Genomic DNA, 24,491 nt, shown 5'->3' on the forward strand with positions numbered 1-24,491 from the left:
CGCGCCGCTTCGGTGTTATGCCTCGCCATCATGGAATACCGACGACTCGGAGCATCCGGTCTCAAGGTCCCCGTGCTGAGCTTCGGCACTGGCACCTTCGGCGGCGTGGGCAAGCTGTTCAGCGCCTGGGGCGACACCGACGTGTCGGCCGCGCGGCGGCTCGTCGACATCTGCCTCGACGCTGGCGTCACCCTGTTCGACAGCGCCGACGTCTATTCGGCCGGCGCCGCCGAGTCGATCCTCGGCCAGGCGATCAAGGGTCGGCGCGACCGCCTGCTGATCTCGACCAAGGCCACCTTTCGCAGCGGTGAGGGTCCCAACGACGTCGGCAGCTCGCGCTTCCACCTGATCCAGAGCGTCGAGGCCGCGCTCAAGCGGCTCGGCACCGACCGCATCGACCTGTTCCAGCTCCACGGCTTCGACGCCGTCACCCCCGTCGAGGAGGTGCTCTCGACCCTCGACGACCTCGTGCGGGCCGGCAAGCTGCGCTACGTCGGTTGCAGCAATTTCTCCGGCTGGCACCTGATGAAGTCGCTGGCGGTCGCCGACCGCTACGGCTATCCGCGCTACGTCGCCCACCAGGCCTATTATTCGCTGATCGGCCGTGAATACGAGCACGAGCTCATGCCGCTCGGCCTCGATCAGGGCGTCGGCGCGGTCGTGTGGAGCCCGCTCGGCTGGGGTCGGCTCACCGGCAAGATCCAGCGCGGCAAGCCGCTGCCGAAGGACAGCCGCCTGCACGGTTCTGCCGAGTTCGGACCCCCGGTCAGCGACGACCATCTCTTCCGCGTGCTCGACGCCGTCGAGGAGATCGCCCGCGAGACCGGCAAGACGGTGCCGCAGGTGGCAATCAATTGGTTGCTGCAGCGGCCGACCGTCGCCACCGTCGTGCTCGGCGCCCGCACCGAGGAGCAGCTCGAGCAGAACCTCGGCGCGATCGGCTGGAATCTCTCGCCGGAGCAGGTTGCCCGGCTCGACGCCGCCAGCGACCAGACGCCCGCTTACCCCTACTGGCACCAGCGCGGCTTCGTCGAGCGCAACCCTCCGCCGGTCTAGCGCGCCGGCGCCCCGGGGCAAACATGCCCCGCGACCGGGCGGGGCGGACGTGCGAGCATCCCCGCATGCAAGAGTGGCTCTACCGCGCGAGCAATGCCAAGGCCGACGCCGCCAAGACCCAGACCATCGTCGACGACTTCGGCTTCATCTGCCGCAGCGCCTACGCTGACGTGGCCAACGCGCAGATGATCGCCAACGTCGCCAAGGTCGACTTCGGCGACATCATCCACCTCTACTTCATCGACGGCGAGGGCGGCGGCCGCTCGCTCGGCGCCTACCGCGTCGTCGGTCCCCACAAGCACCCGCGCGGCGCCCTGTTCGGCGCCGCCGTCCCCAAGACCAAGCTGCGCACCGTCGCCGACGACGAGCTGCGCGACGTCCTGCGGCCGGACTACGCCGTCGACCCGCGCATCGGCGAGTTCTGCGGCTGGCCCGTCATCCGCGACGAGCAGCCCTCGCCGAGCTACGTCAAGGACCTGTTCTCCGGCCGCAACACCCTCGTCCCGCGCTGACGGCAGACCTTCGGCTCGAATCCCCCGGCCGCGCGGCGCTCCGCCGCGCGCTTCTCACATGTCCGTAGCGACATGCCCGACGGGACATGTCGCAACGGACACATCATCTCTCCGTCCCCGCGCCTGCAAGTCCGCCAGCACCTTCCCCGCCCACCTCATGAACGCCTGCCCTCGCGCCGCCGTCGGGTCGACCTTCGCCTCCACGCGCAGCCACGCCGCGTCGGTCCGCAGCGAAAAACTCAGCCCTGTCCCGTCGCTGCTCGGCATCGTCGCCGCGAACGCCTTCGCCCCGCGCTCCGCCTGCGCGGCCGCCTCGGGCGATCCGAAGCGCAGGCCCACGTGGAGCGGCATCACCTGCGGGCTGCCGGAGGCGCCCATCGTCGTCGCCAGCGTGAAGCCCGTGCTGCTGGGCGCTGTCGTGGCCACCGTCCCGTAGTCGCGCAGCCCGGCGCCCCACGCCCCCAGCGACCGGTCGACCGCGGCCACCATCTTCACCATCTCGGGGCTCGGCGGTCCGCTCGCGCCCCGGCCGCCGCCTCGCTGACCCTGGCGGCGCGCCGACGTACCACGCCGCTGCGGCGCGTTATCGCGCCGCGTGCGTCCTGCCGCATCGATGAGGCGCCGGTGAACACGAGTTCACCGCCTTCGCCTCGATCTGTCGGCCGGTTCGTGTCGCTAACAGGACCCGCTTATGCCTGCGCCGAAGCTTTTGCTCGTCGTCCCGCCCGCGACCGTCCTCGCCCACGCAGCCGCTCGATTTCCCGCCGATCCCGCCGCTCGTCTTCGTTTTCGCGCCGACGCCGACCAGCCCGATTGCTTCTACATCGAAGTCCACTCCGGCGCCTCGCCGCGCGCCTATCGAGTGTGTGTCTCGCCTGCTCCTGGCGGCTCGCAGCTCGAGTTTCCGCCCGACCTCGGTGACGCTGCCAGCGCCGTCACCGCCGTCTTCGTCGTCGGCCTCGTCGCTGCCACCTGGCACAGCCTCGGCTTCCTCTCCTTGCTGCTCGCTCTCCCCTCCGCCGTGCTCCTGCGCGTCGCCGCCGAATCGGCCGCCAGCCGGGCCGAGCAGAGCGAGGTCTTCGCCGCCCTCGTCACCGCCTTCGAGCCCCTGCGCGGCCCTGGCTTCCCGTACCGCGCCGTCCGCGACACCCGCCCCCTGCGCAGCGGCGCCTGACCTCGCTGGATCCGCGCCGGGGCGGCGGCGCTCGTATCGCCTCCTGCCAGCATTCGATCCGCGTGATTTTTTCACAGCTCATCCGCGCCTTCGCACATCGCGGGCCCGGACCCACAGCACGTCTATTTTCCTCGATGCGAGTCATCCGGCGGACGACCTCGAGCGGCGCGCATCGGCCCATCACACCTCGATGTCCCCTGACGCGAATCATCACACCGCGGCCGGCTCGACCGCGACTCCCCGCAATCACCACACCGCCGCCTCCGCTCATTCGCCTGCCACCCCCGACACCGCCACGAACTCGCGCTCGCTGTCGGAGTACGCCAGCTTCTTCGCCCACGTCGTCGGCAGCTCGCCCACCGCTGCGCGCGCGATCGACCGGGCCGTCACCACGAAACCGGCCCGCGCGTACGCCTGCACCAGCGCAGTCGCCCGGCCTTCGCCGCCCAGCCCTGGCAGCGCCTGGACCGCCAGCGGATCGCCGGGTCCGTAGCCGAACACCACCTGCACGGCCGCTCCTGGCTTGCACAGCCCGCGCAGCCGCGAGAGCCCGTCCGCCTCCGGCAGCGCCACCGCCCGCAGCAGCGAGCCCCACGGCAGCAGCACCGTCAGCGCGTCCGCCAGCCCGGCCAGCTCGCCCGGCGCCCGCTCCAGCGGCAGCACCCCGAACAGCGCGTTCGTCAGCCCGCCGCGGGCCGGCTTGGCCGCCGCCCGGCGCGACGGCTCGCGCAGCCCCTCCGCGCTCGCGTCGATCCCGATCACCAGCGTCGACGGCTCGCAGCGCGCGCGGCGGAGCGCGAACGCCCCATCACCTGTCCCGAAGTCCAGGTGCACCGCGCGGTGACGGGCCGCCAGCTCGGCCAGTCATCAACGGTCGACCCAGTGTTCTTTTTTGCCTTCGACCCGGTGCATCGTCGCCCCAACCGCCTCGCCTCGCGCCCTATTCCGGGCCCTTCGACCCCGCGAGTTCGGCCCACCGGCCACGCGGTGTGTCCCCGCTACGACGACTCGTTGCCCGTCGACCCGAGCCGCAGCCCGCGGCACGCCAGCACCAGCTTCGCTCGCTGCGAGCCCTCCGCGCTGGCTTCCACGCGTTCGACGTCGATCCCCGCGATCTTGAATTCCACCCGCGCCAGCACGGGTCCGGACTCGGCGGCCAGGTACTCGAGCGCGCCCTCGCGATCGACCAGCGACTCCGCCGCCTCCCAGTCCGCCTCGCCCTCGATCGCCAGCTTGACCCGCTGCAGCCCGCGGCGGCCCAGCGTGATCGTCAGCGCATCGATCTCGGCCACCGGTTGCGGCGCGGGTCCGTGCAGGTGCACCCGGCAGCCTGCGATCGTCGGCGGCTCGCCGCGCGCCTCGGCCCTCGCCGCGCCGCCCTGCATCTCCGCCTTCTTCGCCTCGACCTCGATCCACAGCGCGCCCACGCCCTCGGCGTCGACCGACGGCAGACCTAGCTCGACCACTCGCGCCCCGGCGAGCGCCAGCCGCTCGACCTCGCGCCCCTCCTCGTCGAACGCCACGATCGCCGCGTCGCGCCGCTCGTCGTAGAGGCTGCCCTCGACCCACTCCCAGAACAGCGGCTCCGGCTCGATCAGCAGCGCTCCGTGCCGCTCGCGGAGCCACGGGTTCACGTCGAAGAAACCGTCGCCCGGCGCCCGCACCCAGCCTGCGTGCAGCGTCTCGTCGAGCTCCAGCGCGTATCGCTTCGCCATCCGCCCCGCCTCTCGTGGCCAGGGTACCACGCTCTGCCGCGGGCGAGCGCGCGCCCGCGTGCTCCATTCCGCGCTGTGACGGCGGACCGGGCCGCCGGCTAGTGCCATTCGCGCCCGGACTTCCACTTCCGCATGTCCCGAGCGACATGTCCGAACAAACCCATCAACCGCGACGCGGCTTCTTCTCGATCACCCGGAACGTCACCCGCACCTTGCCCGGCCCGAGCGAGCGGCGCGCGTCCATGGCCAGGATCTGCCCCTGTTCGGCCTCGTGGGCGGCCCGAAACGCCGTAATTTGCGCGTCGAACTCGGCGTCGCTGGTGAACGCGAAGTCGTGGTTCAGGGTGATCTTCTCCGGCTTCTTCGGCACCCGTCGTCCTCGCGGCGAACGTAGCCGCCGGCGTAAAACCGCGCAAGCACCTTGCCCGCGATCACGCGCTGCCGAGAATCGGGCCGCTGCGGCGTACACCGGGGCTGCGGTCATGACAATGCATTTCTCACGGTGTTATCAATCGCCTCGCGGGCGGTCGCTGCGCGATCGTCCGGCGAATGAACGAATGTCCGGACTGGCGCCGCGGCGGACCGTCTGCGCCGGGCGATCCCGCCGGCCTCGGCCGCGATGCTGCAGCGCACAGCCTGCCGGTCCGCATGCCCGTCAAGGATCGGAGCATGAGTTTCAGTCGGATCGTAGTGTGGGCGATCGTGGCCGCCGCGGCGGGCGGTTGTCAGAACGGCGACGGAGGCGACGGAGCCACCACCGAGGGCAGCGACAGCGACGGTACCACCGACGGCGTCGCGGTCGAGACGGAGGGCGGTGAGGCGGCCGAGTGCAAGGGCATCGAGCCTGGGCCGTCGCCGATCCGCCGCATGAACCGGCGCGAGTACGACAACACCGTTCGCGACCTCCTCGGCGACGACTCCCGGCCGGCGCAGAGCTTCCCGACCGAGGAGGAGGCGCTCGGGTTCAACAACAACGCCGACGCGCTGGTCGTCACTTCCTTGCTCGCCGAGGGCTACCTCGGCGCCGCCGAGGACCTGGCCGAGGCGGCCGTCCAGGACCTGCCGGCGCTGCTGCGCGGCTGCGACGTCAAGAAGGACGGCGAGGCCACCTGCGCCGAAAAATTCATCACCGAGTTCGGCCGCGTCGCTTATCGGCGGCCGCTGACCGCCGATGAGCTCCAGCAGCTGCTCGCGGTCCACCAGGCCGCCGCCGACGAGTTCGACTTCGCCACCGGCGTGCGGCTCACCCTCACGGCGATGCTCCAGTCGCCGCATTTCCTCTACCGCGTCGAGTTCGGCGCCCCGATGGAGGGCGACGACGACGTGCTGCGGCTCGCCCCGTACGAGCTCGCCTCGCGGCTCTCGTACTTCCTGTGGGGCACCATGCCCGACGCCGAGCTGTTCGCGGCGGCCGCCGAGGGCCGGCTGCTCGAGCCCGACGACGTCGCCGAGCAGGCCACGCGCATGCTCGCCGACGCGCGGGCGCGGGCCACCGTGCGCGACTTCCACGGGCAATGGCTCGAGCTGCGGCGCATCGAGGAGCTCGAGAAGGACGACGACGCCTTCCCCGGGTTCGACCCCGACCTGCGCCCGCTCCTGCGCGCCGAGGCCGAGGAGTTCCTCGACCACGTGATCTGGAACGACCGCGGCGACCTCGACGCCATGTACCTCGCGCCCTACACCTTCCTCAACGGCGAGCTCGCCGACTACTACGGCCTCGACGGCCCGAGCGGCGACGGCTTCGAGAAGTTCGAGCTCCCGCCCGGCCGCGGCTCCGGCTTCCTCACCCAGGGCGGCCTGCTCTCGGTCCTGGCCAAGCCCAACCAGACCTCGCCGATCCACCGCGGCAAGTTCGTACGCGAGCGGCTGCTGTGCCAGGTCGTCCCGCCGCCGCCCGACAACGTCGACATCACCCCGCCCGAGGTCGACCCGAACCTGCCGACGCGCGAGCGCTTCAAGCAGCACTCCGTCGACCCCGCCTGCTCCGGCTGTCACGGCATGATGGACCCGGTCGGCTTCGGCTTCGAGCACTTCGACGGCATCGGCCGCTGGCGCGACATCGAGGCCGGCCAGCCCATCGACGCCACCGGCGAGCTCGTCGGCGGCAACACCAACGGCACCTTCGACGGCGTCGGCGAGCTCGCCTCCTTGCTCGCCGGCTCGCCCGAGGTCGAGCGCTGCATGACCGTGCAATGGTTCCGCTACGCCTACGGCCGCGCTGACGCCAAGGAGGATGCCTGCACCGTCGACGACCTCACGCAGAAGTTCGCCGGCTCCGGCAGGCGGATCCAGGACCTCATCGTCGCGCTGACCCAGAGCGAAGCCTTCCTCTACCGCCGCGCCCCCGAAGGAAAATGATCATGCGACCCTCCACCCTCAATCGTCGTACCTTCCTCCGCGGCGCCGGCGGGGCCTGCCTCGCGCTGCCGCTGCTCGACATCATGCACGGCTGCGACAGCCCGACCGCCGGCGTGCTCCCGCAGCAGTTCCGCGGCAAGGGCGGGCCCAAGCGGTTCGTCGTGTTCTGGACCCCGAACGGCACCATCATGAAGGACTGGCGGCCGAGCGGCAGCGCCGACGCGTACACCTTCGGGCGGATCCTCCAGCCGCTCGAGCCGCACAAGCAGGACGTGCTGGTCCTCGACGGTGTCGACGAGCTCTCCGCCTACAAGGGCCCCGGCGACGCCCACCAGAAGGGCACCGGCCAGGGCCTCACCGGCACCGAATTGCAGGAGGGTGATTTCGCCGGCGCCGACGGCCTCTCGGCCGGCTGGGCCGACGGCATCTCCGTCGATCAAGCGATCGCCGACGCCATCGGCAACGACACCAAATTCCGCTCGCTCGAGTTCGGCGTCCACGTCTACGGCGCCAACGTCGGCTCGCGGATCTCCTACCGCGGCCCCGCCCAGCCGATCCCGCCCGAGAACGACCCCACCGCCGCCTTCGACCGCATCTTCGGCGACCTCGAGAGCGACCCGGCCGCCCAGGCGCGCAAGATCGCCGAGCGCAAGATCGTCCTCGACGCCGTCGCCGACGACTACCAGCGCCTGATCAAGAAGGTCGGCGCCGCCGACAAGATCAAGCTCGACGCCCACCTCGCCGCCGTGCGCGACATCGAGATGCGGCTCGAGACCGGCAGCACGATCGGCGGCGCCTGCCAGCCGCCGGTGCTCGGCGACATCGCGGACCCGAGCAAGGTCGGCAACATCCCCGCCACCGGCAAGCTGCAGATGGACCTGCTGGCGATGGCGCTCGCCTGTGACTTGACCCGCGTCGCCTCGCTCATGTGGATGAACAGCGCCACTGCCAAGCCGTTCCCGTGGCTCGACATCCCCGAGGGTCACCACGAGCTGGCGCACCGCGGCGACGGCGACGCCGACGCCCAGGAGAAGCTGACCCTGATCAACATCTGGTACTGCCAGCAGTTCGCCTACCTGATCGAGCGGCTCAAGGCGATCCCCGAGGGCGACGGCACCGTCCTCGACAACACCCTGCTGATTTGGGTCAACGAGCACCAGAAGGGCAACGACCACGACCGCCACGAGATCCCGTACGTCCTCGCGGGCAAGGCCGCTGGCGCCATGAAGCCCGGGCGCTGGCTGCAGGTCGAGGGCGACGTCCCGCACAACAACTTGCTCGTCGGCTGCATGAACGCCATGGGCCTCGAGGCCACCACCTTCGGCAACCCGAAGTATTGCAATGGCGCGCTCGGCCTCGCGTGAGCACCTCCGGCGGTGGCGGTAGAGCCTCCGCCACCGCGCGCGGGCGGACCGCCCGGGCGCGGCGGCTCTGTCCGCCATCCTGGTGCGCCCGCGGTCCTCACCTGCGCACGCGAATCGGGCCTCTCGCGCGCAGATCGCCGGCGCGCGAGACACGGGCCCCCCTGCGTGCTACCGTGGTCCGTCTTGTTCACGAACTGCGACGGACTGCGGCGAAGAAGCCCCGAATCGTCGCATGTTCGACAAATTCACGGTCTGCTCGCCGCACCGGCGCCGCCTGACGGCCCTGGCCGGGCTCGACCGCAGGGTTCGCGCGGACGGGCCGGTCGTGAGCGACCGCCGGCGCGCGGCCTGGGCCGAGCTCGTCCCTGCCCGGCACACCGCCCGCGCGGGCAGGCCTGAGCGATGCAGATCAACGGACTCTCACTCCCTGGCGCATTGACCCGGGCGATCGGCGAGCGGCGGTGGCGCCGTCCCGCGGTCGAAGCCCTGCGCCGCGTCTTCCGCGAGAGCCCGGTCCGGGTCCAGCTCTACGACCTCGAGGCCATGCAGGCCGCCAACCAGCGGTGGTTGGCCGAGAAGGATCCCGCCTACCTGGGTCACTCGGACGACAAGAAGCCGCCGGGCAACATCGACCCCGCGACCTCGCTGCTGCTCGGGCATCTCGGCCCCCACATGCCGTTCGCGCTCGACTATCGCGTCTCCGGCGAACGGCCCCGGGTCCTGTACCTCCACTCCGGCGGCGACCAGTGGATCACCGTCGCCGGCGACATCGAACAACTGCTGGCCCGCCTGCAGCTCGACAGGCCGCCGACCGACGACGACGAGACCCCGCGCGTGCGCTAGCGCGGCGGCCCGCCCGCGGTCCCCTCGCGCACGCTCCCGAGGACCTGGCCGCGTTGCCATCGCCGCGGTCCCGTGCTATCTCCTCGCAGTCATTCGTTTCTGGCGCACTTGCACGCTCGGGCCTTTGGTCGACTTCGCGTCGCCCGATTGTCATGGGGTTCATTTCCGGCGACGTTGATGGAGCAGCACCAGACCTTGCTGCGATCTTCGTTCGAGCGCAGGCTCATCGACCGAAAATTTCCCAACACCGGCGCCTCGCGCCGAGAGCCCGATCCAAAGACGAATCACGACAATGGGTAACCGACTCTTCGTAGGCAACCTCTCCTTCCAGATCACCGACAGCGACCTCCAGCAGGCGTTTCAGCCGTACGGCGCGGTCAAAGAGGTCAAGCTGATGACCGACCGCGAGACCGGGCGCTCGCGCGGCTTCGCGTTCGTGGAGATGACGAGCGACGCTGACGCCAAGCGCGCCATCGAGGCGCTTCACGGCGCGTCCCTCGACGGCCGCCCGCTGCGGGTGTCCGAGGCGGAAGACCGTCGCTCGGGCGGCGGCGGCGGCGGCGGTGGCTACGGCGGTGGTGGCGGCGGCGGCGGTTACGGCGGCGGCGGCGGTGGCGGCGGTTACGGCGGCGGCGGCGGTGGTCGCAAGCCGAACCGTGGCGGCGACCGCTACTAGGCATCGAGTCGCTGCGCCCGTCAGGGGCGCAGCGTGATCGTTTCGCCGTGCGAGCCCTGGCGACCTGATCGAGGTCTCCCTGGTTCGCCGGCGTGGCAGCGTCCATGACGCTGACCGAGCGCCGGCGCCTCGCGGACCTCAGTCGTCCGCGGAGCGCGTGAGCGTCGGTCCAGCGCCGGCCACGACATCGATCGCCGGGTCGACGCCGAACAGCGTCGCGTGGTGGATCCACCACACCCAGCACAGCATGCCGAACGGCAGGTACCCGAAGTACCCCAGCAGCGGCATCTCGTACACGTGCAGCACGTTCACGTACGGCACGTCGTACTTCCAGAAGTTGGGGTTCTGCGGCGTGCCGTAATAGTTCCACATCTCGCCGACCAGGTAGTTGAGCGCGCACGCCAGCCCGATCAGCACCACCGGCGCCCAGTTGCCGCGGCGGATCGCCGAGAAGGGCGTCCACCCGCCCGCCAGCGACACCGACGTCGAAAGCACGACGAGCGGGCTGAGCCACAGCAGCGGGAACAGCGGCGCCGGCCACAGCACCAGCGCCGCCAGCGAGCCGACGCCGACCCATGACAGGCGTCGCACCGTCGCGCGCGACAGCTCGACCCGCGGCCCGCGCTCGAACCGGGCCCGCAGCGGCGCGATCGTCGTCAGCAATTGATAGACCACGAAGATCGACGGCAGCACCGTCGTGAACGCCAGGCCGAACCACAGCAGATAGCCGGCCTGCGAGAAGATCGCGTCGTTGGGGTAGTACCAGTTCGAGCGCGTGAAGTAATTGAGGTACTCGAAGAAGTACCAGCACACGCACGAGGTCGCGGCGATCGCCAGCACCGCGCCCGGCCGGCGCGACACCAGTGAGGCCCCGCCGGTGCGGCGATAGACCACGCCGTCGAGCGCGAGGATGAAGCCCCACCACAGCGGCACGAAGCTGAACGGCACCAGCGGCGCGGCCGCCTGCGGCAGCTCGCCCCACATCAGCGCCCACGAGGCCATCGCCAGCAGCGCCCCCGGCACGCACCACGGCGGCAGCCGGACCGGACGCACGCGCGGCCCCTCGCTCGGCGCCGGCGGGGCGAAGCCGAACCGCTGCGGCGCCGCCAGGAACGAGAGGATGCCCAGCGCCAGCGCCACGCCGAGGCCGAACACCAGCCCGCTGAAGCCCGGCACGTCGGGGCTCTTAGGCGGCGGGAACGTGCCCCAGGTATCCGGCATGTCGCCGTGGACCAGCAGGCGGGTGGCGAGCGGCGTCGCCACCAGGGCGAGCAGACCGAGGACGAGCGGCAGCTTGCGGACCTTCGCGGACAGCGTCACCCGCGACCCATACCACGCCCCTCGCCGCCCCGCGACCGCGCGCGAACGCACCGCGCGCAGGCGCGAGCGAACACAGTCAACAATGACCCGAAGGACATGCCCTTTCGAGCATGTACTTTCGAGCATATCAGCGCCCTACTTCGAGTTGGCGGCGCCGAACGTCGGCTTGCAGCCCGACGACCAGCTGCCTGCCGGCCCGTCGGCGATCCGGCAGAACGACAGCGCGGCCTGGTCGGCGCCGTAGGACACCTGCGACACGGGCGTGAGGTCGGGCTTCAGCAGCGTCACCGTGTCGCCGTTGGAGCTGAGGCCGAAAGGGTGCTGGCCGGCCAGATCGCCCTTGGCGACCACCATGAACTGCCCCGGCATCAGCTTCGCCCCGGCGGCGAACACCAGCTTCTCGAGGTCGTCGACGGGGTCGTAGGTCGCGTCGAACGCCTGGTCGGTGAGGATCCACCCCGCCATGTCGAGCGGGTCGGCCCCGGCGTTGAACAGCTCGATCTCGTCGTTGGTCGACTCGAGCTCGTTGATCGCCGCCGCCAGGTCCGACATGCACATCGAGGTGTCGAGGATGCACTGCGGCGTGCAGGCCATCGCCCCGCCGGTGAAGCCCCGGTCGGCGCACTTGGCCGCCCCGACGTCGAGGCCGTCGCAGGGCTCGCCGCCCTCGCGCACCCCGTTGCCGCAGATCGTCAGCGCCTCGGTGTTGGCCGCCCCGAGGGTCTGCTCGCAGTGACCCCACGAACCTGTCCCATCGGGCAGGCGGCACCACGACACCATCGCCGTCACCCCCTCGACCGTCAGCGCGTCGATGACCGCGTCGTCGCCGTCGACCAGCGTCAGCGTCTCCTCGCTGCTCGAGCTGATCCCGAACGGCAGGTCGCCCTCGCCCGACATCACGTCGAGCTCGACCAGCACCATCCGCTCGCCGGGCATCAGCGTCGTCCCCGCGGGGAACACGTAGGTCTTGTCGGCCGGCATCGTCGAATCGTCCGACAGCCGCCAGCCGGACAGGTCGGCCGGCGCCCCGCCGGCGTTCAGCAGCTCGATCGCGTCGCCCTTGCCGGCGTACGGCCCCGACTCCGCCCCCTTCGAGGTCAGCTCGTTGAGCGCCACCAGCCACTCGGCCGGCTCGCCCACGCAGTTCGAGACGTCGAGCGACAGGCAGTCGGGCGCGCACGCCAGCGGCCCCGAGAAGCCCGGGTCGACGTCGGCGCACGACATCCCGCCGAGCTCCGCCCCGTCGCACAGCTCGTCGCCCCCGACGATCCCGTCGCCGCACGCCGGCGCGCCCGGCCCCTCCGAGGTCACCGAAGGCCCGTCGCCGCTGCTGCTGCTGCCGTCCGGCCGGTCGCCGCCGCTGCTGCCGTCGTCCGGCGAATCATCGGTGGCGGAAGCATTGTTCATACCGCCGCTCGGGTTGCAGCCGACCAGCGCCGGCCCCGCGATGCACAATAGTGACAGAGACACCCCTACGATTCGCCGCATGACTCACCCGTTGTTTTTTGCTGAGATTGGGGACGTGAGACTGATTCGCTTCAGCGCGACAGCGGCGCCCCGACCGCTGCCTCCAATTCGATGAGCGCGTCCCGGCGCTCGAAGCGGGCCGCCAGGTGCAGCCGCCGCGCGGCGACCCGACGCGCCTCGACCTCGAGGACCTCGACCACGTCGAGCGTGCCCGCCACCAGCGCCGCGTCGGCCTGGCCCGCCGCCGCGTCAACCTGCGGCAGCAGGTCTTGCTCGATCTCGAGGACCCGCGCGTCGGCCCGCTGCGCCCGCGCGATCGCCTCCGCGACCTCGCCGGCGATCGCCGCGACCTCCGCCCGCTCCTCGACCTGTCGCTGGCGGATCGTCGCCTTGGCCGCCTTGATCTTGCCGCGGTTCAAGCTGAACAAAGGGACATCCACCGCGAACCCGACCCCGAACGACGACGGCGTCGCCGGCCCCGGGCCGAAGAAATAGTTGACCTGCGCCCAGCTGATCCACGGCGCCGCCGCCACGCGCGCCAGCGAGATCGCCGAGCGCGCCTGACCGACCCGCGTCTGCGCCGCCCGCAGCTCCGGGCGCGACCGCAGCGCCTGCTCCGTCAGCGCCGTCGGGTCGAGCACCATGTCGGCGATGTCGAGCTGGGCCCGATCGACGCGGACGCGAAACGCCGGCCCCGGCCCGACCACGCGCGCCAGTTCGGCCTCGGTGCGGGCCAGCTCGCCGCGCAGCTTGCGGACCTCGTCGGTCGCCTCGGCGCGGGCCACCTCGGCCATCGCCAGCGCGACATCGGTCGCCACCGCGCGGGCCACCCGGGCCTGCAGTTGGCGCCTCCGCTCCTCGCACAGCGCCACCGCCTGCGCGACCTCCTCGAGGTCGGCGGTCAGCCACGCCAGGCGCGCGAACAGCCGCTGCACCCGCGCCCGCAGCTGCCTGCGCGCCGCCGTGGCCGCGTCCTGCGCCCCGGCGGCCGCGTGGCGGGCCCCTTCGACGCGGGCGCGCACGCTGCCGGGGCGGGGGATCGGTGCACGCAATCCGAGGTTGAAGCCGAGCCGCCCGGGCGCCGAGTCATCGACGCCGACGTTCGACACCCGCACGCTCGGGTTCTCGATCTGCCGGGCCGCGAATACCTCCGTCGCCGCCACCTCGGCCCGCGCCTCGACCACCGCCAATTCAGGGTTGTTGGCCAGCGCCAGCGCGTAGGCCTGCTCGAGCGTCAACGCGTCGCCGGCCGCGAGCGTCGCCGCCGTCGTGCCGGGCAAGCTCCCGCGCGGCGGACCGACCTGCATCTCGCGCCAGGTCGCGATCGCCCGCTCGGGCGAGACCGCCGGCGCGCTCGCGCAGCCGACTGCCGCCATTGCCGCGACCAGCGCCCAGCGCCCGCGAATCATGGCACCTCCGGCGCCGCGGCGCGGCTCGGCAAGCTCGCCTCGACCAGCGGCGCCGCCAACACCTGCTCGGTCACCGGCTCCGGCGCGACCGGCTCCGCCGCGCACGGCGACGGCTGGCCCAGAAAGCTGACCGTGAACGCCTGCCCCGGCAGCAGCGGCGCCGCCTCGTCGAGCGCGACCGTGACCTCGCGACCCCACTCCGGCACCCCCGGGTTCCGGCGGCAGCGGGCCGGCAGCTCCCCGATCTGCGGCCCCAGCCCCGTCACGTGGGCGCCGACCGCCGGCCCGCCGGTCCCCCGCGCGCGCACCAGCGCCGCCTCGCCCACGCGCACCCGCCCGGCCTGCGCCTCGCGCAGGCACACCACCACCTCGTCGTCCTCGCCCGGCCCGCGGCCCATGATCGTCAGCACCGGCGCGTCCGGGCCCGCGACCTCGCCGGCGCGCACCACGATCTCCGTCACCCGGCCGTCGGCCGGCGCGCGCAGCACCGTCTGCTCGCGCCGCACTGCCAACAATTGCTCGCGCCCCGCCAGCACCGCCAGTTCGGCGCGGACCGGACGCAGCGCCAATTCCGTCGCGTCGGTCGGCAGCGCCGCGCGCCGGGCCCGGGCCACCGCCGCCTGGCGCACCAACTCGGGCACCAGCGAATCGGCCGCCTCGACCTCCTGTCGCAGCGCCGCGCGCTTGACCCCGAGCGCGTCGAGGTCGCGGCGATCGGCCATCCGCTCCTTCACCAGCCCGGCCAGCGCATCGAACTGGACGCTGACCGCCCGCAGCTCGGCCGCGCGGACCTCGCGATTGCCACGAGCTGTCCGCACGGCCAGCTCGGCCGCCGCCACCGAATCCTCGATCTCGCGCGCCTTGTCGTCCTGCTGCAGCGCCGACTCGCTGCGGACCGCCCCGAGCGACGCCTCCAGCCGCGCGCGCTCGGCCGCCAGGATCGCCTGCTCCGCCGCGAGCTCCGCCGTGTCGAGCACCGCCACCACCTGCCCCGCGCGGACCGGCTCGCCTGGCTTCACCTCGACCGTGCGCACCCGGCCGGGCGACGTCGCCTGCACCGCGTATTCGACCCCGAGCGCGAACCCGACGGCCTGGCCCTCCGCGCGCACGTCGAGCCACAGCCCGCCGGCGCCGGCCATCGTCCCGGCCCAGACCACCCACGGGAGGATGCGAGTCCTGATATACCCAGACATGGCTAGATCTCCACTGTCGGCTCTTGCAGCAGCAATGAGACGTCCTGGACCCCCGGCAGCTCCTCGAGCGCGCGCACGAGCGCCGTCCGATGCCGCGGATCGCCGAGCCGCACCTGATAGGCGTGCTCCATCGCCTCGCCCTGGGCCACTTCGCGCAATGTCACGAGCGCGAGGAAGCGGCTGTGCAGGCGCAGCAATTTCATCACCGGCGCCTCGTCGGCCCCGATCGGCAGCTGGAACCGCAGGAGCCCGTCGAAGCGGCGCTGGCTGCCGAACTCCGACAGCGTCAGCAGCCACACCGCCAGGCAGAACAGCGCCGTCCCGCAGAACGCCGCCGCGTGGGCCCCGAGCCCGGCGGCGATGCCGGTGCCGAGGCCCGCGAACACGAAGATCATGTCGCGAGGGTCGCGCAGCGCCGTGCGAAAGCGGACGATCGCCAGCCCGCCGGCGATCCCGAGCCCCGCGGCGATGCTGTTGCCGATCGCCAGCATCAGCATGCAGGCGATGATGCTGCCGAGCACGATCGCGTGGACCAGCCCTTGCGAATACGACATCCCGCGGAATGTCCACACGTACACCGCCCCGAGCGTCTGCGTCAGCCCGAAGGCCAGCAGCAGCGCCAGGGCCGCGCTCTTGAGCGCGAACGGCTCGGCGTCGCCGGCCGTCAGCAGGTCGAACGGGTTCATCGCCAGCCTCCTGCGAATCGGTAGGTCCGCGCGTCGGAGGCCCCGTAGAACGCCTTGATCGAGGTCCCGTACTTCGAGAACGAGCGCCGCGTCAGGTCGAGCCGCTCGACGATGTTGTGCAGCCACAGCGGCACCTGCGTCGTGAACTTGAGCTCGAGCACCGTCAGCGACTCGGGCGACCGCTGCGTCGCCCCGTCGTCGAGCGCCCGCCAGTTGTGGGCCGGCGCCGTGAACGTCCACTTGTCCATCACCTGCGCACGGATGCGCGTATCCATCGTCACCCGCACGTAGTCGTCGACGCGGCTGAAGTACGGCTCGCGGTCGTAGCGGACCAGCGTGAACGGCCGCAGGTGCAGCGTCCGCTGCAGCGCCAGGAACCGCTCGACCGCCGCGAGGTCTTTGCTGCCCACCTCTGCGGGGATCGGCGCCGCCGGGTCGGCCAGCAGCGCCGCCCAGGCCGCGCGCGACACCCGGCCGCGCGTCTTGGTGATGACATCGTTGATGCGCCGCTTGACCTCGAGGAACACCGGGCTCCCGGGCGCCTCGGCGTAGCCGCGCACCCGCACCTTGATCCGGTCGACCTGCTCGTGCTCGTTGGCCCAATAGAGGCCCATGAGCGGCGAATCGAGGTACAGGCTCTCGATCGTGTAGCGCCCGCCGGGGCTGCGGGCCGCGTACGGGTCGATGTCACAGAACGGCCGGATCGCCGCGCGCAGCCGCGCCGCGGTCGCGCCGTCGATCAAGTACTTATATTCGCGCCTCTCGATCACGTTTGCCGTCACCACAGACATGACTGTCACCCTTCGTCGTCGCCGCGCCCCACGGCGCGCCATTGTGATGAATCGCCGCAGCGATCGTTCGGGCCGGGGACGCCCGCCAATTCACATCCGTCCATCCTAGGACCGCTTGTGCACCGAGACCGTGCGCTCGAGCATCGGCGGTCCCGATCGGGCCGCACACCGGGCCGGCGACGCGCTTCACGGCGTCGGCCGCGGCCCAGTCCCTCGCACGCGCAGCGCCCGCCCCGTCCCCCCCTCGCGGACCCCGACGCCTCCGTGGCCGAAATCTCGGCCCTGGCGCGCTCCCGCGCCCCGGCCCGCGCGATCACGCCAACCGCCAAACCTCCGCAGGGACGGCTCCAGCGGCTCCCCCGCCGGCTTCCGCCCGCCGCCGCCCCGTGACGCGGACCACCCCGCCCGCGCCCGCCCCCCCGTGACCGGCTCGACACCCACACGCCGGCCTCGTGGCGCCCTGCGGACAATGGTTCCACGCTTGCCTCGTCGTTCGCGCGGCCTCGACTCCGGTCCGGCGATCCGTAGATCCGTGACGCGCCGCCCTTGAATCCCTGGCCGCGCTGTTCACATTCCTCGAGCATGCGCTGCTATTGGACGAGCCTCCTCGCGATCCTCACAGTTACCGGTTGTCCCGCCAATGACCCCCCCGCCGCGGCGACCGACGGCAACGGGGACACTGACGCCACCATGGAGACGTCGAGCACCGGTTCGGTCGGTACCACGACCTCGGCCGAGATGCCGACCACCGGCACCGAGACATCCGGCGAGCTCACGACCACCGGCGACCCGTCGACCAGCACGGGCGGCGACGAGACCACCGGCGCCGTCGAGCCGCCGCCGGCGTGGCAGCCGAAGGGCTGCCCGGAGATCTACGCCCAGGACATTTTGCCCACCTTCGAGATCGAGCTCGACCCGGCGGAGCTGGCGGGGCTCGTGGCCGAGTGGGAGGCCGGCGACGACAACAATACGCCCGACCACCCGGTCGAGCAATTCAAGTACCAGGGCGAGGTCATCACCTATGCCTCGATCCGCCTGCGCGGCAACGCCACCTGGTGGCCCGGCCAGGGCAAGATGCAGTTCGAGATCGGCTTCAACACCTACGACAAGAAGGGCCGCTTCCGCGGCCTCAAGAAGATCCTGTTCGACGCCGCCGAGTATAACCGCGCCTTTTTGCGCGACCGCATGGCGATGCACATCTTCCGCGACCTCGGCCTGCCCGCGCCCTGCGCCAACAACGCCCGCCTGCTGCTCAACGGCGAGTACTACGGCCTCTTCACCAGCATCGAGAAGGTCGACAGCGAGTTCATCGAGCGCGTGTTCGAGTTCGACGAGGGCAACCTCTACAAGCGCGGCGCCGGCTGGGAGAAGAAGACCAACGAGAAGGACCCCGACGACAGCGACATCGAGGCGCTCACCGACGCCGAGACCCTCGCCGACCTGGAGCCGATCCTCAACATCGATCAGGCCGTGCTCGAGTGGGCCGCCGAGGCCGTCATGCCCGACAACGACGGCGCCTGGGCCGGCGGCCTCAACCTCTACGTCTACAACGACCCCAAGACCGGCTTCAACATCATCCCCTGGGACAAGGACGCCACCTTCGATCGCGTCGAGCCTGACGTCGATCCATATACCTATATCAAGCCCAACGACAAGGGCCGCCCGCTCTACGACATCGTCACGGGCGACCCGGCCTGGTTCGCCGCCTACGTCGAAGCGCTCGCCCACGTGCGCGAGGTCGCCTACGACGTGAACGTGCTGCACGCGCGCATGGACGCCTGGACGGCCCAGATCGAGGAGGCCGCGCTGACCGACTTCAACAAGCCGTTCACCAACAAGCAGTATTACTTCGGGGTCGAGACGATGCGTCAGTTCATCACCGACCGCGCGGACTACCTCGACGATTGGCTGGCCTGCTGGCAAAACGGCGGCGAGAAGCAGGGCACCGGCCCGTGCGTCGAGCCGTGATCGTCACCGCTCTTGCCAGTCGATCGGCACCGGCTCGAACCACCCCGGCGGATAGCCGTAGTCCTCGCCGCACTCGTCGATCACCCCGAACGAGCGCGCGCCTGCTCCCGTCACCTCGTACGTCGAGCCGACCAGCAGGCTCGCGCTGCCGGCTTCGAGCTCCGCCGCCCAGCGCGGCGTCGCCGACACCACGTGCGGCATGAACACCTCGCTGTTGCGGACGCAGCGGGCGCGTAGCCGCTCGAGCGCCGGCAGGCGCAGCACCTCGCGCAGCTCGGCCAGGCGGGCCGCCGCGATCGCTCGCCAGTCGGCGTAGCCGAGCATCTCGAGCACGCAGGCCGCGAACACCCGCGGGCGATTGAGCGGCAGCAGCGCGTCACAGTCGTCCTCGCCGCGGAACCCGGCCGACGGGCAGCGCTCGACCCAGCGGTCGGCGATCCGGTACACCGGCCGCACGCTGGTCCCGCCGAGCAGGATGTGCACCTCCGGCCGCAGCTCCGCCAGCCGCTCCAGCAGCTCGTCCTCGGTGCCCGCGCGCAGCTCCTCGGCCAGCGGCCCGGGCGCATCGAGCAGCAGCTCGCGGATGTCCGATCGGACATGGTCGAAAGCGCAGACCAGCCCGCGGCTCCCGGCCTGCAGCGACCACGTCCCGCGCCGCGTCGTCGCCCGCCAGAACACCGCGCGGCTGCGGCGATGATCGCCCGCGGCCGCGGCCGTCAGCGCGCGCCGCAGGTGTCGCAGCCGGCGCGCCCGCGGCGGACCGGCGCCGATCGTCGGCTCGAACAGCACCAGCTGGCGCACCAGGTCCGGCCGGCGCAGGGCCGCGTGGATCGCCGCCGCGCAGCTCCCGGCCCACGCCACCACCTCCGCCGCCTCGCCCATGCTCTCGATCACCGCGATCAGATCGTCGCCGTGGCTCGCCCACCACCGCTGCGGCGCCGGCGTGCCGCGGCTGTCGCCCCAGCCGCGGCGGTCGTACGTCACCGCGCGCAGGTGCGGCGCCAGGTGATCGGCCGCGGCCGCCAGGCCTCGCCGCGTCATCCCGGTCGGGTGCACGAGCACCACCGGCTCGCCTTGCCCGCGCGATTCGCCGACCAGCACGACACCGTCGGGTCGCTTGAGGGACCACGAGCGCACGCACCATGGTCGCACGAGTCGGGCCCCCCGTCAGCCCCCGATCGGTGGCGCGAGTCCCACTGCTACCATCCACGCATGAACTCGCTCGCGCGTCCCTGCACCTCCGCCCTCGCGCTCGCGCTCGTGAGCGCGTGTCCCGGCGACCCCGCGACCACCAGCGACAGCGCGACCTCGTCGAGCTCGAGCGACGCGACCACCGACGCGACCACCGACGCGAACACCGTGACGGGCCCGGCCACGACCTCCGGCGACGCGACCGCCACCGAGCCCACCACCACCGAGCCCACCAGCGCGAGCACCACCTCGGACACCACCACCAGCGGCCCCGAGGAGGCCGCCCTGTGGCTCGTGCCGCTCGTCAGCCCCGGGGGCGCTGCCGCGCACAGCGTCGCCATCGCCGGTGACGGCGCCGTCATCGTCGGCGGCGTGTTCGCCGGCACGCTCGAGCTCGGCGATACGAGCCTCGTCAGCGCCGGTGGCCTCGACCTGTTCGTCGCTCGCTGGACCGCCGGCGGCCAGCTCGTGTGGGCCCGGCGCTTCGGCGGCCCCGACGACGAGCACGAGGCCTCGGTCAGCGTCGGCAGCGACGGCCGCGTCCTGCTGGTCGGCGAGTTCCGCAGCGCCCTCGAGCTGCCCGGCCTCGACCCCCTCGTCAGCCTCGGCCTCAGCGACATCCTCGTGCTGCAGCTCGCCGCCGACGGCGCCCCCGAGTGGTCGCGCGGTTTCGGCGGCCTCGGCGTCGAGCTCGAGCCGCGCGCCGTCTTCGACGACGCCGGCGACATCGTGCTCTCGGCCGCCTTCGAGTCGCTCATCGACCTCGGCGGCGGCCCGCTCGCCGCCGCCGACGCGCGAGACCTCCTGCTCGCCAAGTTCGACGCCACCGGCGCGCACCTGTGGTCGAAGAGCTTCGGCAACCTCGCCGACGCCAGCGCTCACGACCTCGCCGTCGGCCCCGCCGGCGACATCGCCGTCGCCGGCTGGTTCGCCAACTCGATCGACCTCGGCGGCGGCCCCTTCGCCGACGGCGGCGCCTACCTGGCCGTGTTCGCCGGCGACACCGGCGAGCACCGCTGGTCGCAGCAGCTCGCCAGCGGCAACTCGGCCGGCTGCGGCGTGCGCTTCGCCGGCGACGGCGGCGTCGCGCTGTCCGGGTGGTTTCAGGGCGCGATCGATTTCGGCAGCGGCCCCGCGCTCGCCACCGACGAGCACGCCGATCACTTCGCAGCGCGCTGGTCGGCCGACGGCGACCTCACCTGGGCCGGCACCCACGGCGGGCCCAACGTCGACACCGGCTGCGGCCTCGCGCCTGGCCCCGACGGCGGCTGGATCCTCGGCGGCACCTTCAACCAGCAGATCGAGTTCGGCGGCGAGCTCCTGACCAAAAAGACAGCCCCGTGCGCCTTCCTGGCCAGCCTCGACGACGGCGGCGATCACCGCTGGTCGCTGCCGCTGTGCGCCGCGGCCGGCGGCAGCGTCGACCGGCTCGCCACCTATCCCGAAGGCCATGTGGTGCTCCTGGGCAGCTTCGCCGGCCCCGTCGAGCTGTTCGGCCAGTCCGTGGACGCCCCCCACCCCTACGGCCTCGTCGCCCACGTCCCGGCCCACCTGCTCGGGCGCTGAGCGCTCGCGACCGCGGCCGCCCCGGAGCACCGGAGCGGCCGCGTCGCGCGTCCTCATTTTTTGAAGAATCAGTCGAGGAACCAGAAGTACAGGTACGCGTGGGCGACCGCGATGCTGCCGAGCATCAAGGGGAACGCCAGCTTGGCGTACGTCAGGAACTTGAACTGAACGCCCTCGCGCTCGGCCAGCCCGGCCACCGTCAGGTTGGCGCTCGCGCCGACCAGGGTGCCGTTGCCGCCGAGGCACGCGCCGAGCGACAGGGCCCACCACAGCGGCATCACGCCCTCGGTGCCGCCCATCGCCGGCGTCATGCTCTTGATCAGTGGGATCATCGTGGCGACGAACGGGATGTTGTCGATGATCGCCGACAGCACCGCCGACGCCCACAGGATCACCACCGCCGTGACGTTGCGGTCGCCGCCGGTGACGTCGACCAGGCCGTGGGCCATGTGGTCGAGCAGCCCGGCGTGCTCGACGCCGGCGACCACCATGAACAGGCCGACGAAGAAGAAGATCGTGACCCACTCGACCTCGCCGAAGATGTCCTGCACGCGGTGCGACTGGTCGGCGCCGGGGTGCTTGCGGACGTAGAGGAACATCAGCACCGCCGCGCCGAACATCGCCACCGTGCCCGGCTCGATGCCGGTCTGGCGCGACGTGATGAAGCCCGCCAGCACCGCCGAGAGCACGCCGAGCGAGCTGACCAGCAGGCCCGGGTCCGTGATCGCCTCGGCCGGCTGCAGCGCCATGATCTTGCGCTGCGCCTCCGGGTTGGCGCGCAGCTTCTTGCCCCAAATGGCGTGCAGCGCCAGCACCTGCAGCGCGATCAGCACCCCGACCACCGGCGCCAGGTTGCGCACGAAATCGTTGAACGACAGCGCCACCGCCGAGCCGATGAGGATGTTCGGCGGGTCGCCGATGAGCGTCGCCGTGCCGCCGATGTTCGACGCGAAGATCTCGGCGAACAGGAACGGGTAGGCCGGCACGTCGAGCTCGCGCGCCACCAGCAGCGTGACCGGCGTGATGAGCAGCACCGTCGTCACGTTGTCGAGCAGCGCCGACAGCACCGCCGTCACCAGCGTCAGCATGATGAGCAGCTTCCACGGCACCCCGCCGGCCTTGCGCGCCGACCAGAACGCGATGGACTGGAAGACGCCGCTCTTCCGCGTGATGTTGACGAGGAGCATCATCCCCGTCAAAAGCGCGATGGTGTTGAAGTCGACGCCGTGGATCGCCTGCTCTTGCGTGAGCACGCCGAGGCTGATCATCAGACCGGCGCCGAGCAGCGCCACCACGGCGCGATTGATCTTCTCCGACATGATCGCGGCATACGTGAGGACGAGCAGCGCGGTGGACAGCCAGAGGGGATCGAGGCCGAAAATCACGTGTTCGGGCATGACAAAGATGTCTCGTGGGTCATGATGCAAGAGCCAGCTCACGCCGAGCCCTGCCGTCGCCGCGGGGCTTAGCCCAAGCGAATCGCGCTTGCTATCGCCCGAATCGTGAGTCTACGCGGCGCGCCCTGCGAAGCGCATGCAATCAGTGCACAGCGAGCTCGACCGCGATCGCAAGGGCCAGGACTGCATCCACCCGCCAATGGGCCCCGCGCCGGCGACGAACCCCACGATCGATAGGCCGCGGCGGGTCCTATCAAGGCAGGGCACCCGGCTCGCTGTCCCTGCCCACGCGGCCCGGCGCCGGCCGCGGTCAGCAGTTCGCGCGCCAGGTCATCTGTCCGCGGGCCGGCGTCGTCGCGCCAATCACCGACGGCGCTGGCTCCGGCGCCCCGGCGATCGTCGAATCATCGGTGATGGCGAGATAAACTCGAATTCATCGGCCTTCGCGCAGGCGGGCTTGTGTGATCATCCGCGCGAGTGAGGGTATTTCAAAAAACCCCGGCGCCGACCGGCGACTGCACGCCCTCCGGGCCTCAGCCCTTCACCATCGCCGCCAGCTGCAGCACCGTCCGCCAGTTGCGGGCCGTCACCGGCGAGCCGACCAGTCGATCGATCACCGCCGGCGACAGCTTCGTGCGCCCGGCCCCCTGCGGATAGTGGAACCACAGCACGTCCCCCGCCGCCACCACCCGCTCACCCGCCGTCGCCCGCTCGAGCAGCTCCGCCGCCGCGTCCGGCCGCGGCGGTCGCTTCGGCACCCCCAGCAGCACCAGGTTCGCCTCCGCCTCCGCGGCCGCCCGCAGCGGGTTGCCGGCCGCGAGCTGCTCCCACTGGTCCGCCGTCCGCACCATCACGTCGATCTGCAGCCCGAACACCCGCGTGAGGCCCTGCTCGAGCGCCGCCTCGTGCTCCGCCGTCGACCCGTTCGCCGTGAACACCACGTTGCCGCTCTGGATGTACGTCTGCACCGCGGTCAGGCCGAGCTCGCCGCAGAGCGCGCGCAGGTCGGCCATCGGTACCTTGCGAGTGCCGCCGACGTTGATGCCGCGGAGGAGCGCGATGAAGCGGGTCATGCTGCGCAGGATGGTGCGCGCGCGCGCGGCCGCCTGACAAGCCCCGCCATGGGCGCGCCCGCGGTACCATCGCGTCCGATGTCCAGCGACACCTTTTACGTCGAGATCCACCCCGTCTCGGACGACACCGTGGAGCTCCGGTGCACCACCGGCACCGCCGGCGGCACCAACGACTACGCGCTGACGCGATCGTTCGTGCTGTCGGTCCTGGTCGACGGCATGCCGTACCCTGGCACCGACCCGACGCCGCTGCACCGGGCCATGCAGGCCGTCAGCGGCCCGGTCCCGCCGGTGTGGGAAAAGAGCTTCCACCGCGAGCACATCGACAAGTTCATCGTCTCGGCCGAGCTCGTCGAGCGCCGCGGCATCATCGCCGACGAGCACGCCTGGCAGGAGGGCCGCGACATGGGCGGCCCCGGGTCCGAGGCGCTGTTCCCCTCGCACAGTTTCGTCCTCCGCGCCCGCGTCACCGACCCCCGCTTCCTCGAGGGCATCCAGTACGGCGCGCCCTTCGGCACCACCGCCTTCGACGCCTGGTGGGACGACCCGACCCGCCCGAGCTACGCCGAGATGGCCGCCATCGAGGCCAGAGCCTCGCGCTGGCACCCGAAGCCTGACGGCGACCTCGCTTGAGTCACCCCGCTCCCCCGGCCGAGACAACCTGTCCCTTCAGACAGCTCGAACTCCGGCCTCCCCGACCTGTCCTCTTCGCCACCTCGTGAGTGAGCCCGG

At 71.6% G+C, this 24,491-nt stretch carries 23 protein-coding genes; 10 read left to right on the forward strand and 13 right to left on the reverse strand.

Translation table 11 applies throughout. From position 1 onward, the window contains the following. Positions 1 to 30 precede the first annotated feature (30 nt). Both POL25_RS36350 and POL25_RS36355 read left to right on the forward strand, forming a co-directional pair. A complete protein-coding gene (locus POL25_RS36350; protein ID WP_272090949.1) occupies positions 31 to 1,056 on the forward strand; it encodes an aldo/keto reductase in 1,026 nt (341 codons plus the stop codon). A 65-nt stretch (positions 1,057 to 1,121) separates the two neighbouring features. Continuing rightward, positions 1,122 to 1,568 (forward strand): hypothetical protein, encoded by a 447-nt coding sequence (locus POL25_RS36355; protein ID WP_272090950.1) that lies wholly within the window; start codon positions 1,122 to 1,124, stop codon positions 1,566 to 1,568. A 54-nt stretch (positions 1,569 to 1,622) separates the two neighbouring features. Here the strand turns inward: POL25_RS36355 and POL25_RS36360 are convergent, their stop codons facing one another. After that, positions 1,623 to 2,057 (reverse strand): hypothetical protein, encoded by a 435-nt coding sequence (locus tag POL25_RS36360; RefSeq protein WP_272090951.1) that lies wholly within the window; start codon positions 2,055 to 2,057, stop codon positions 1,623 to 1,625. Between the two features lie 202 nt (positions 2,058 to 2,259). Here POL25_RS36360 and POL25_RS36365 point away from each other — a divergent pair, with 202 nt between their 5' ends. Next, positions 2,260 to 2,742, forward strand: coding sequence for a hypothetical protein (locus POL25_RS36365; RefSeq protein WP_272090952.1), 483 nt, complete (start codon positions 2,260 to 2,262; stop codon positions 2,740 to 2,742). A 267-nt stretch (positions 2,743 to 3,009) separates the two neighbouring features. Here POL25_RS36365 and POL25_RS36370 read toward each other — a convergent pair whose 3' ends face one another. The 3 genes from POL25_RS36370 to POL25_RS36380 form a co-directional block, all read right to left on the reverse strand. Next, entirely contained in the window at positions 3,010 to 3,606 is a 597-nt protein-coding gene (locus POL25_RS36370; RefSeq protein ID WP_444547410.1) for a class I SAM-dependent methyltransferase, read from the reverse strand. A 134-nt stretch (positions 3,607 to 3,740) separates the two neighbouring features. Further along, a complete protein-coding gene (locus POL25_RS36375) occupies positions 3,741 to 4,457 on the reverse strand; it encodes a hypothetical protein (protein ID WP_272090954.1) in 717 nt (238 codons plus the stop codon). 163 nt (positions 4,458 to 4,620) lie between these two features. Next, the gene (locus POL25_RS36380; protein ID WP_272090955.1) at positions 4,621 to 4,827 is read right to left on the reverse strand and encodes a hypothetical protein; all 207 of its coding nucleotides are present in this window, start codon (positions 4,825 to 4,827) and stop codon (positions 4,621 to 4,623) included. Positions 4,828 to 5,126: 299 nt separating this feature from the next. Here POL25_RS36380 and POL25_RS36385 point away from each other — a divergent pair, with 299 nt between their 5' ends. The 4 genes from POL25_RS36385 to rbp all read left to right on the forward strand — a co-directional run bounded on the left by POL25_RS36385 (position 5,127) and on the right by rbp (position 9,698). Continuing rightward, a complete protein-coding gene (locus POL25_RS36385) occupies positions 5,127 to 6,815 on the forward strand; it encodes a DUF1592 domain-containing protein (protein WP_272090956.1) in 1,689 nt (562 codons plus the stop codon). A 2-nt stretch (positions 6,816 to 6,817) separates the two neighbouring features. Beyond that, entirely contained in the window at positions 6,818 to 8,179 is a 1,362-nt protein-coding gene (locus POL25_RS36390) for a DUF1552 domain-containing protein (protein WP_272090957.1), read from the forward strand. A gap of 402 nt (positions 8,180 to 8,581) precedes the next feature. Continuing rightward, positions 8,582 to 9,022: a hypothetical protein gene (locus tag POL25_RS36395; protein ID WP_272090958.1), complete on the forward strand. Its 441-nt coding sequence runs from the start codon at positions 8,582 to 8,584 to the stop codon at positions 9,020 to 9,022. Positions 9,023 to 9,314: 292 nt separating this feature from the next. Beyond that, entirely contained in the window at positions 9,315 to 9,698 is a 384-nt protein-coding gene (gene rbp, locus POL25_RS36400; protein WP_272090959.1) for an RNA-binding regulator, read from the forward strand. A 138-nt stretch (positions 9,699 to 9,836) separates the two neighbouring features. Here rbp and POL25_RS36405 read toward each other — a convergent pair whose 3' ends face one another. The 6 genes from POL25_RS36405 to POL25_RS36430 all read right to left on the reverse strand — a co-directional run bounded on the left by POL25_RS36405 (position 9,837) and on the right by POL25_RS36430 (position 16,543). Continuing rightward, on the reverse strand, positions 9,837 to 11,018 hold the full coding sequence (locus POL25_RS36405) for a hypothetical protein (RefSeq protein ID WP_272090960.1): 1,182 nt from the start codon (positions 11,016 to 11,018) through the stop codon (positions 9,837 to 9,839). A 135-nt stretch (positions 11,019 to 11,153) separates the two neighbouring features. Next, entirely contained in the window at positions 11,154 to 12,506 is a 1,353-nt protein-coding gene (locus tag POL25_RS36410) for a lamin tail domain-containing protein (RefSeq protein ID WP_272090961.1), read from the reverse strand. Between the two features lie 50 nt (positions 12,507 to 12,556). Then, positions 12,557 to 13,861, reverse strand: a complete 1,305-nt coding sequence (locus POL25_RS36415) for a TolC family protein (protein WP_272090962.1) — start codon at positions 13,859 to 13,861, stop codon at positions 12,557 to 12,559. Positions 13,862 to 13,890: 29 nt separating this feature from the next. Beyond that, the gene (locus tag POL25_RS36420; protein ID WP_272090963.1) at positions 13,891 to 15,087 is read right to left on the reverse strand and encodes an HlyD family secretion protein; all 1,197 of its coding nucleotides are present in this window, start codon (positions 15,085 to 15,087) and stop codon (positions 13,891 to 13,893) included. A 2-nt stretch (positions 15,088 to 15,089) separates the two neighbouring features. Beyond that, positions 15,090 to 15,773: a DUF4956 domain-containing protein gene (locus POL25_RS36425; RefSeq protein WP_272090964.1), complete on the reverse strand. Its 684-nt coding sequence runs from the start codon at positions 15,771 to 15,773 to the stop codon at positions 15,090 to 15,092. Then, a complete protein-coding gene (locus tag POL25_RS36430) occupies positions 15,770 to 16,543 on the reverse strand; it encodes a polyphosphate polymerase domain-containing protein (protein WP_272090965.1) in 774 nt (257 codons plus the stop codon). Before POL25_RS36430 ends, POL25_RS36425 begins: the two co-directional genes overlap by 4 nt. 711 nt (positions 16,544 to 17,254) lie before the next feature. On the opposite strand from POL25_RS36430, the gene POL25_RS36435 reads away from it, so the two are divergent. Further along, complete coding sequence (locus POL25_RS36435; protein ID WP_272090966.1) at positions 17,255 to 18,532, forward strand: CotH kinase family protein; 1,278 nt, start codon at positions 17,255 to 17,257, stop codon at positions 18,530 to 18,532. A gap of 3 nt (positions 18,533 to 18,535) precedes the next feature. On the opposite strand, the gene POL25_RS36440 is transcribed toward POL25_RS36435, so the two are convergent. Continuing rightward, positions 18,536 to 19,669: an alpha/beta fold hydrolase gene (locus tag POL25_RS36440; protein ID WP_272090967.1), complete on the reverse strand. Its 1,134-nt coding sequence runs from the start codon at positions 19,667 to 19,669 to the stop codon at positions 18,536 to 18,538. Between the two features lie 75 nt (positions 19,670 to 19,744). Between POL25_RS36440 and POL25_RS36445 the strand changes: the two genes are divergently transcribed. Further along, positions 19,745 to 21,289, forward strand: coding sequence for a hypothetical protein (locus POL25_RS36445; RefSeq protein WP_272090968.1), 1,545 nt, complete (start codon positions 19,745 to 19,747; stop codon positions 21,287 to 21,289). A gap of 68 nt (positions 21,290 to 21,357) precedes the next feature. Here the strand turns inward: POL25_RS36445 and POL25_RS36450 are convergent, their stop codons facing one another. Continuing rightward, positions 21,358 to 22,686, reverse strand: a complete 1,329-nt coding sequence (locus POL25_RS36450) for an ArsB/NhaD family transporter (RefSeq protein ID WP_272090969.1) — start codon at positions 22,684 to 22,686, stop codon at positions 21,358 to 21,360. 533 nt (positions 22,687 to 23,219) lie between these two features. After that, positions 23,220 to 23,759: a DUF1697 domain-containing protein gene (locus POL25_RS36455; RefSeq protein WP_272090970.1), complete on the reverse strand. Its 540-nt coding sequence runs from the start codon at positions 23,757 to 23,759 to the stop codon at positions 23,220 to 23,222. Between the two features lie 78 nt (positions 23,760 to 23,837). On the opposite strand from POL25_RS36455, the gene POL25_RS36460 reads away from it, so the two are divergent. After that, complete coding sequence (locus tag POL25_RS36460; RefSeq protein ID WP_272090971.1) at positions 23,838 to 24,392, forward strand: hypothetical protein; 555 nt, start codon at positions 23,838 to 23,840, stop codon at positions 24,390 to 24,392. Positions 24,393 to 24,491 lie beyond the last annotated feature (99 nt).

It is taken from the genome of Nannocystis bainbridge, from assembly GCF_028368995.1.
In the GTDB taxonomy this organism is placed as follows: Bacteria; Myxococcota_A; Polyangia; order Nannocystales; family Nannocystaceae; genus Nannocystis; species Nannocystis bainbridge.

Bases quoted from the DNA above. Each gene is read 5' to 3' on its own strand.
- POL25_RS36460 (WP_272090971.1), top strand. From the start codon at position 23,838: ATGTCCAGCGACACCTTTTACGTCGAGATCCACCCCGTCTCGGACGAC.
- POL25_RS36410 (WP_272090961.1), bottom strand. From the start codon at position 12,506: ATGCGGCGAATCGTAGGGGTGTCTCTGTCACTATTGTGCATCGCGGGG.
- POL25_RS36420 (WP_272090963.1), bottom strand. From the start codon at position 15,087: ATGTCTGGGTATATCAGGACTCGCATCCTCCCGTGGGTGGTCTGGGCC.
- POL25_RS36360 (WP_272090951.1), bottom strand. From the start codon at position 2,057: ATGGTGGCCGCGGTCGACCGGTCGCTGGGGGCGTGGGGCGCCGGGCTG.
- POL25_RS36455 (WP_272090970.1), bottom strand. From the start codon at position 23,759: ATGACCCGCTTCATCGCGCTCCTCCGCGGCATCAACGTCGGCGGCACT.
- POL25_RS36375 (WP_272090954.1), bottom strand. From the start codon at position 4,457: ATGGCGAAGCGATACGCGCTGGAGCTCGACGAGACGCTGCACGCAGGC.
- POL25_RS36425 (WP_272090964.1), bottom strand. From the start codon at position 15,773: ATGAACCCGTTCGACCTGCTGACGGCCGGCGACGCCGAGCCGTTCGCG.
- POL25_RS36355 (WP_272090950.1), top strand. From the start codon at position 1,122: ATGCAAGAGTGGCTCTACCGCGCGAGCAATGCCAAGGCCGACGCCGCC.
- POL25_RS36390 (WP_272090957.1), top strand. From the start codon at position 6,818: ATGCGACCCTCCACCCTCAATCGTCGTACCTTCCTCCGCGGCGCCGGC.
- POL25_RS36450 (WP_272090969.1), bottom strand. From the start codon at position 22,686: ATGCCCGAACACGTGATTTTCGGCCTCGATCCCCTCTGGCTGTCCACC.
- POL25_RS36415 (WP_272090962.1), bottom strand. From the start codon at position 13,861: ATGGCGGCAGTCGGCTGCGCGAGCGCGCCGGCGGTCTCGCCCGAGCGG.
- POL25_RS36365 (WP_272090952.1), top strand. From the start codon at position 2,260: ATGCCTGCGCCGAAGCTTTTGCTCGTCGTCCCGCCCGCGACCGTCCTC.
- rbp (WP_272090959.1), top strand. From the start codon at position 9,315: ATGGGTAACCGACTCTTCGTAGGCAACCTCTCCTTCCAGATCACCGAC.
- POL25_RS36445 (WP_272090968.1), top strand. From the start codon at position 19,745: ATGAACTCGCTCGCGCGTCCCTGCACCTCCGCCCTCGCGCTCGCGCTC.
- POL25_RS36395 (WP_272090958.1), top strand. From the start codon at position 8,582: ATGCAGATCAACGGACTCTCACTCCCTGGCGCATTGACCCGGGCGATC.
- POL25_RS36350 (WP_272090949.1), top strand. From the start codon at position 31: ATGGAATACCGACGACTCGGAGCATCCGGTCTCAAGGTCCCCGTGCTG.
- POL25_RS36385 (WP_272090956.1), top strand. From the start codon at position 5,127: ATGAGTTTCAGTCGGATCGTAGTGTGGGCGATCGTGGCCGCCGCGGCG.
- POL25_RS36435 (WP_272090966.1), top strand. From the start codon at position 17,255: ATGGAGACGTCGAGCACCGGTTCGGTCGGTACCACGACCTCGGCCGAG.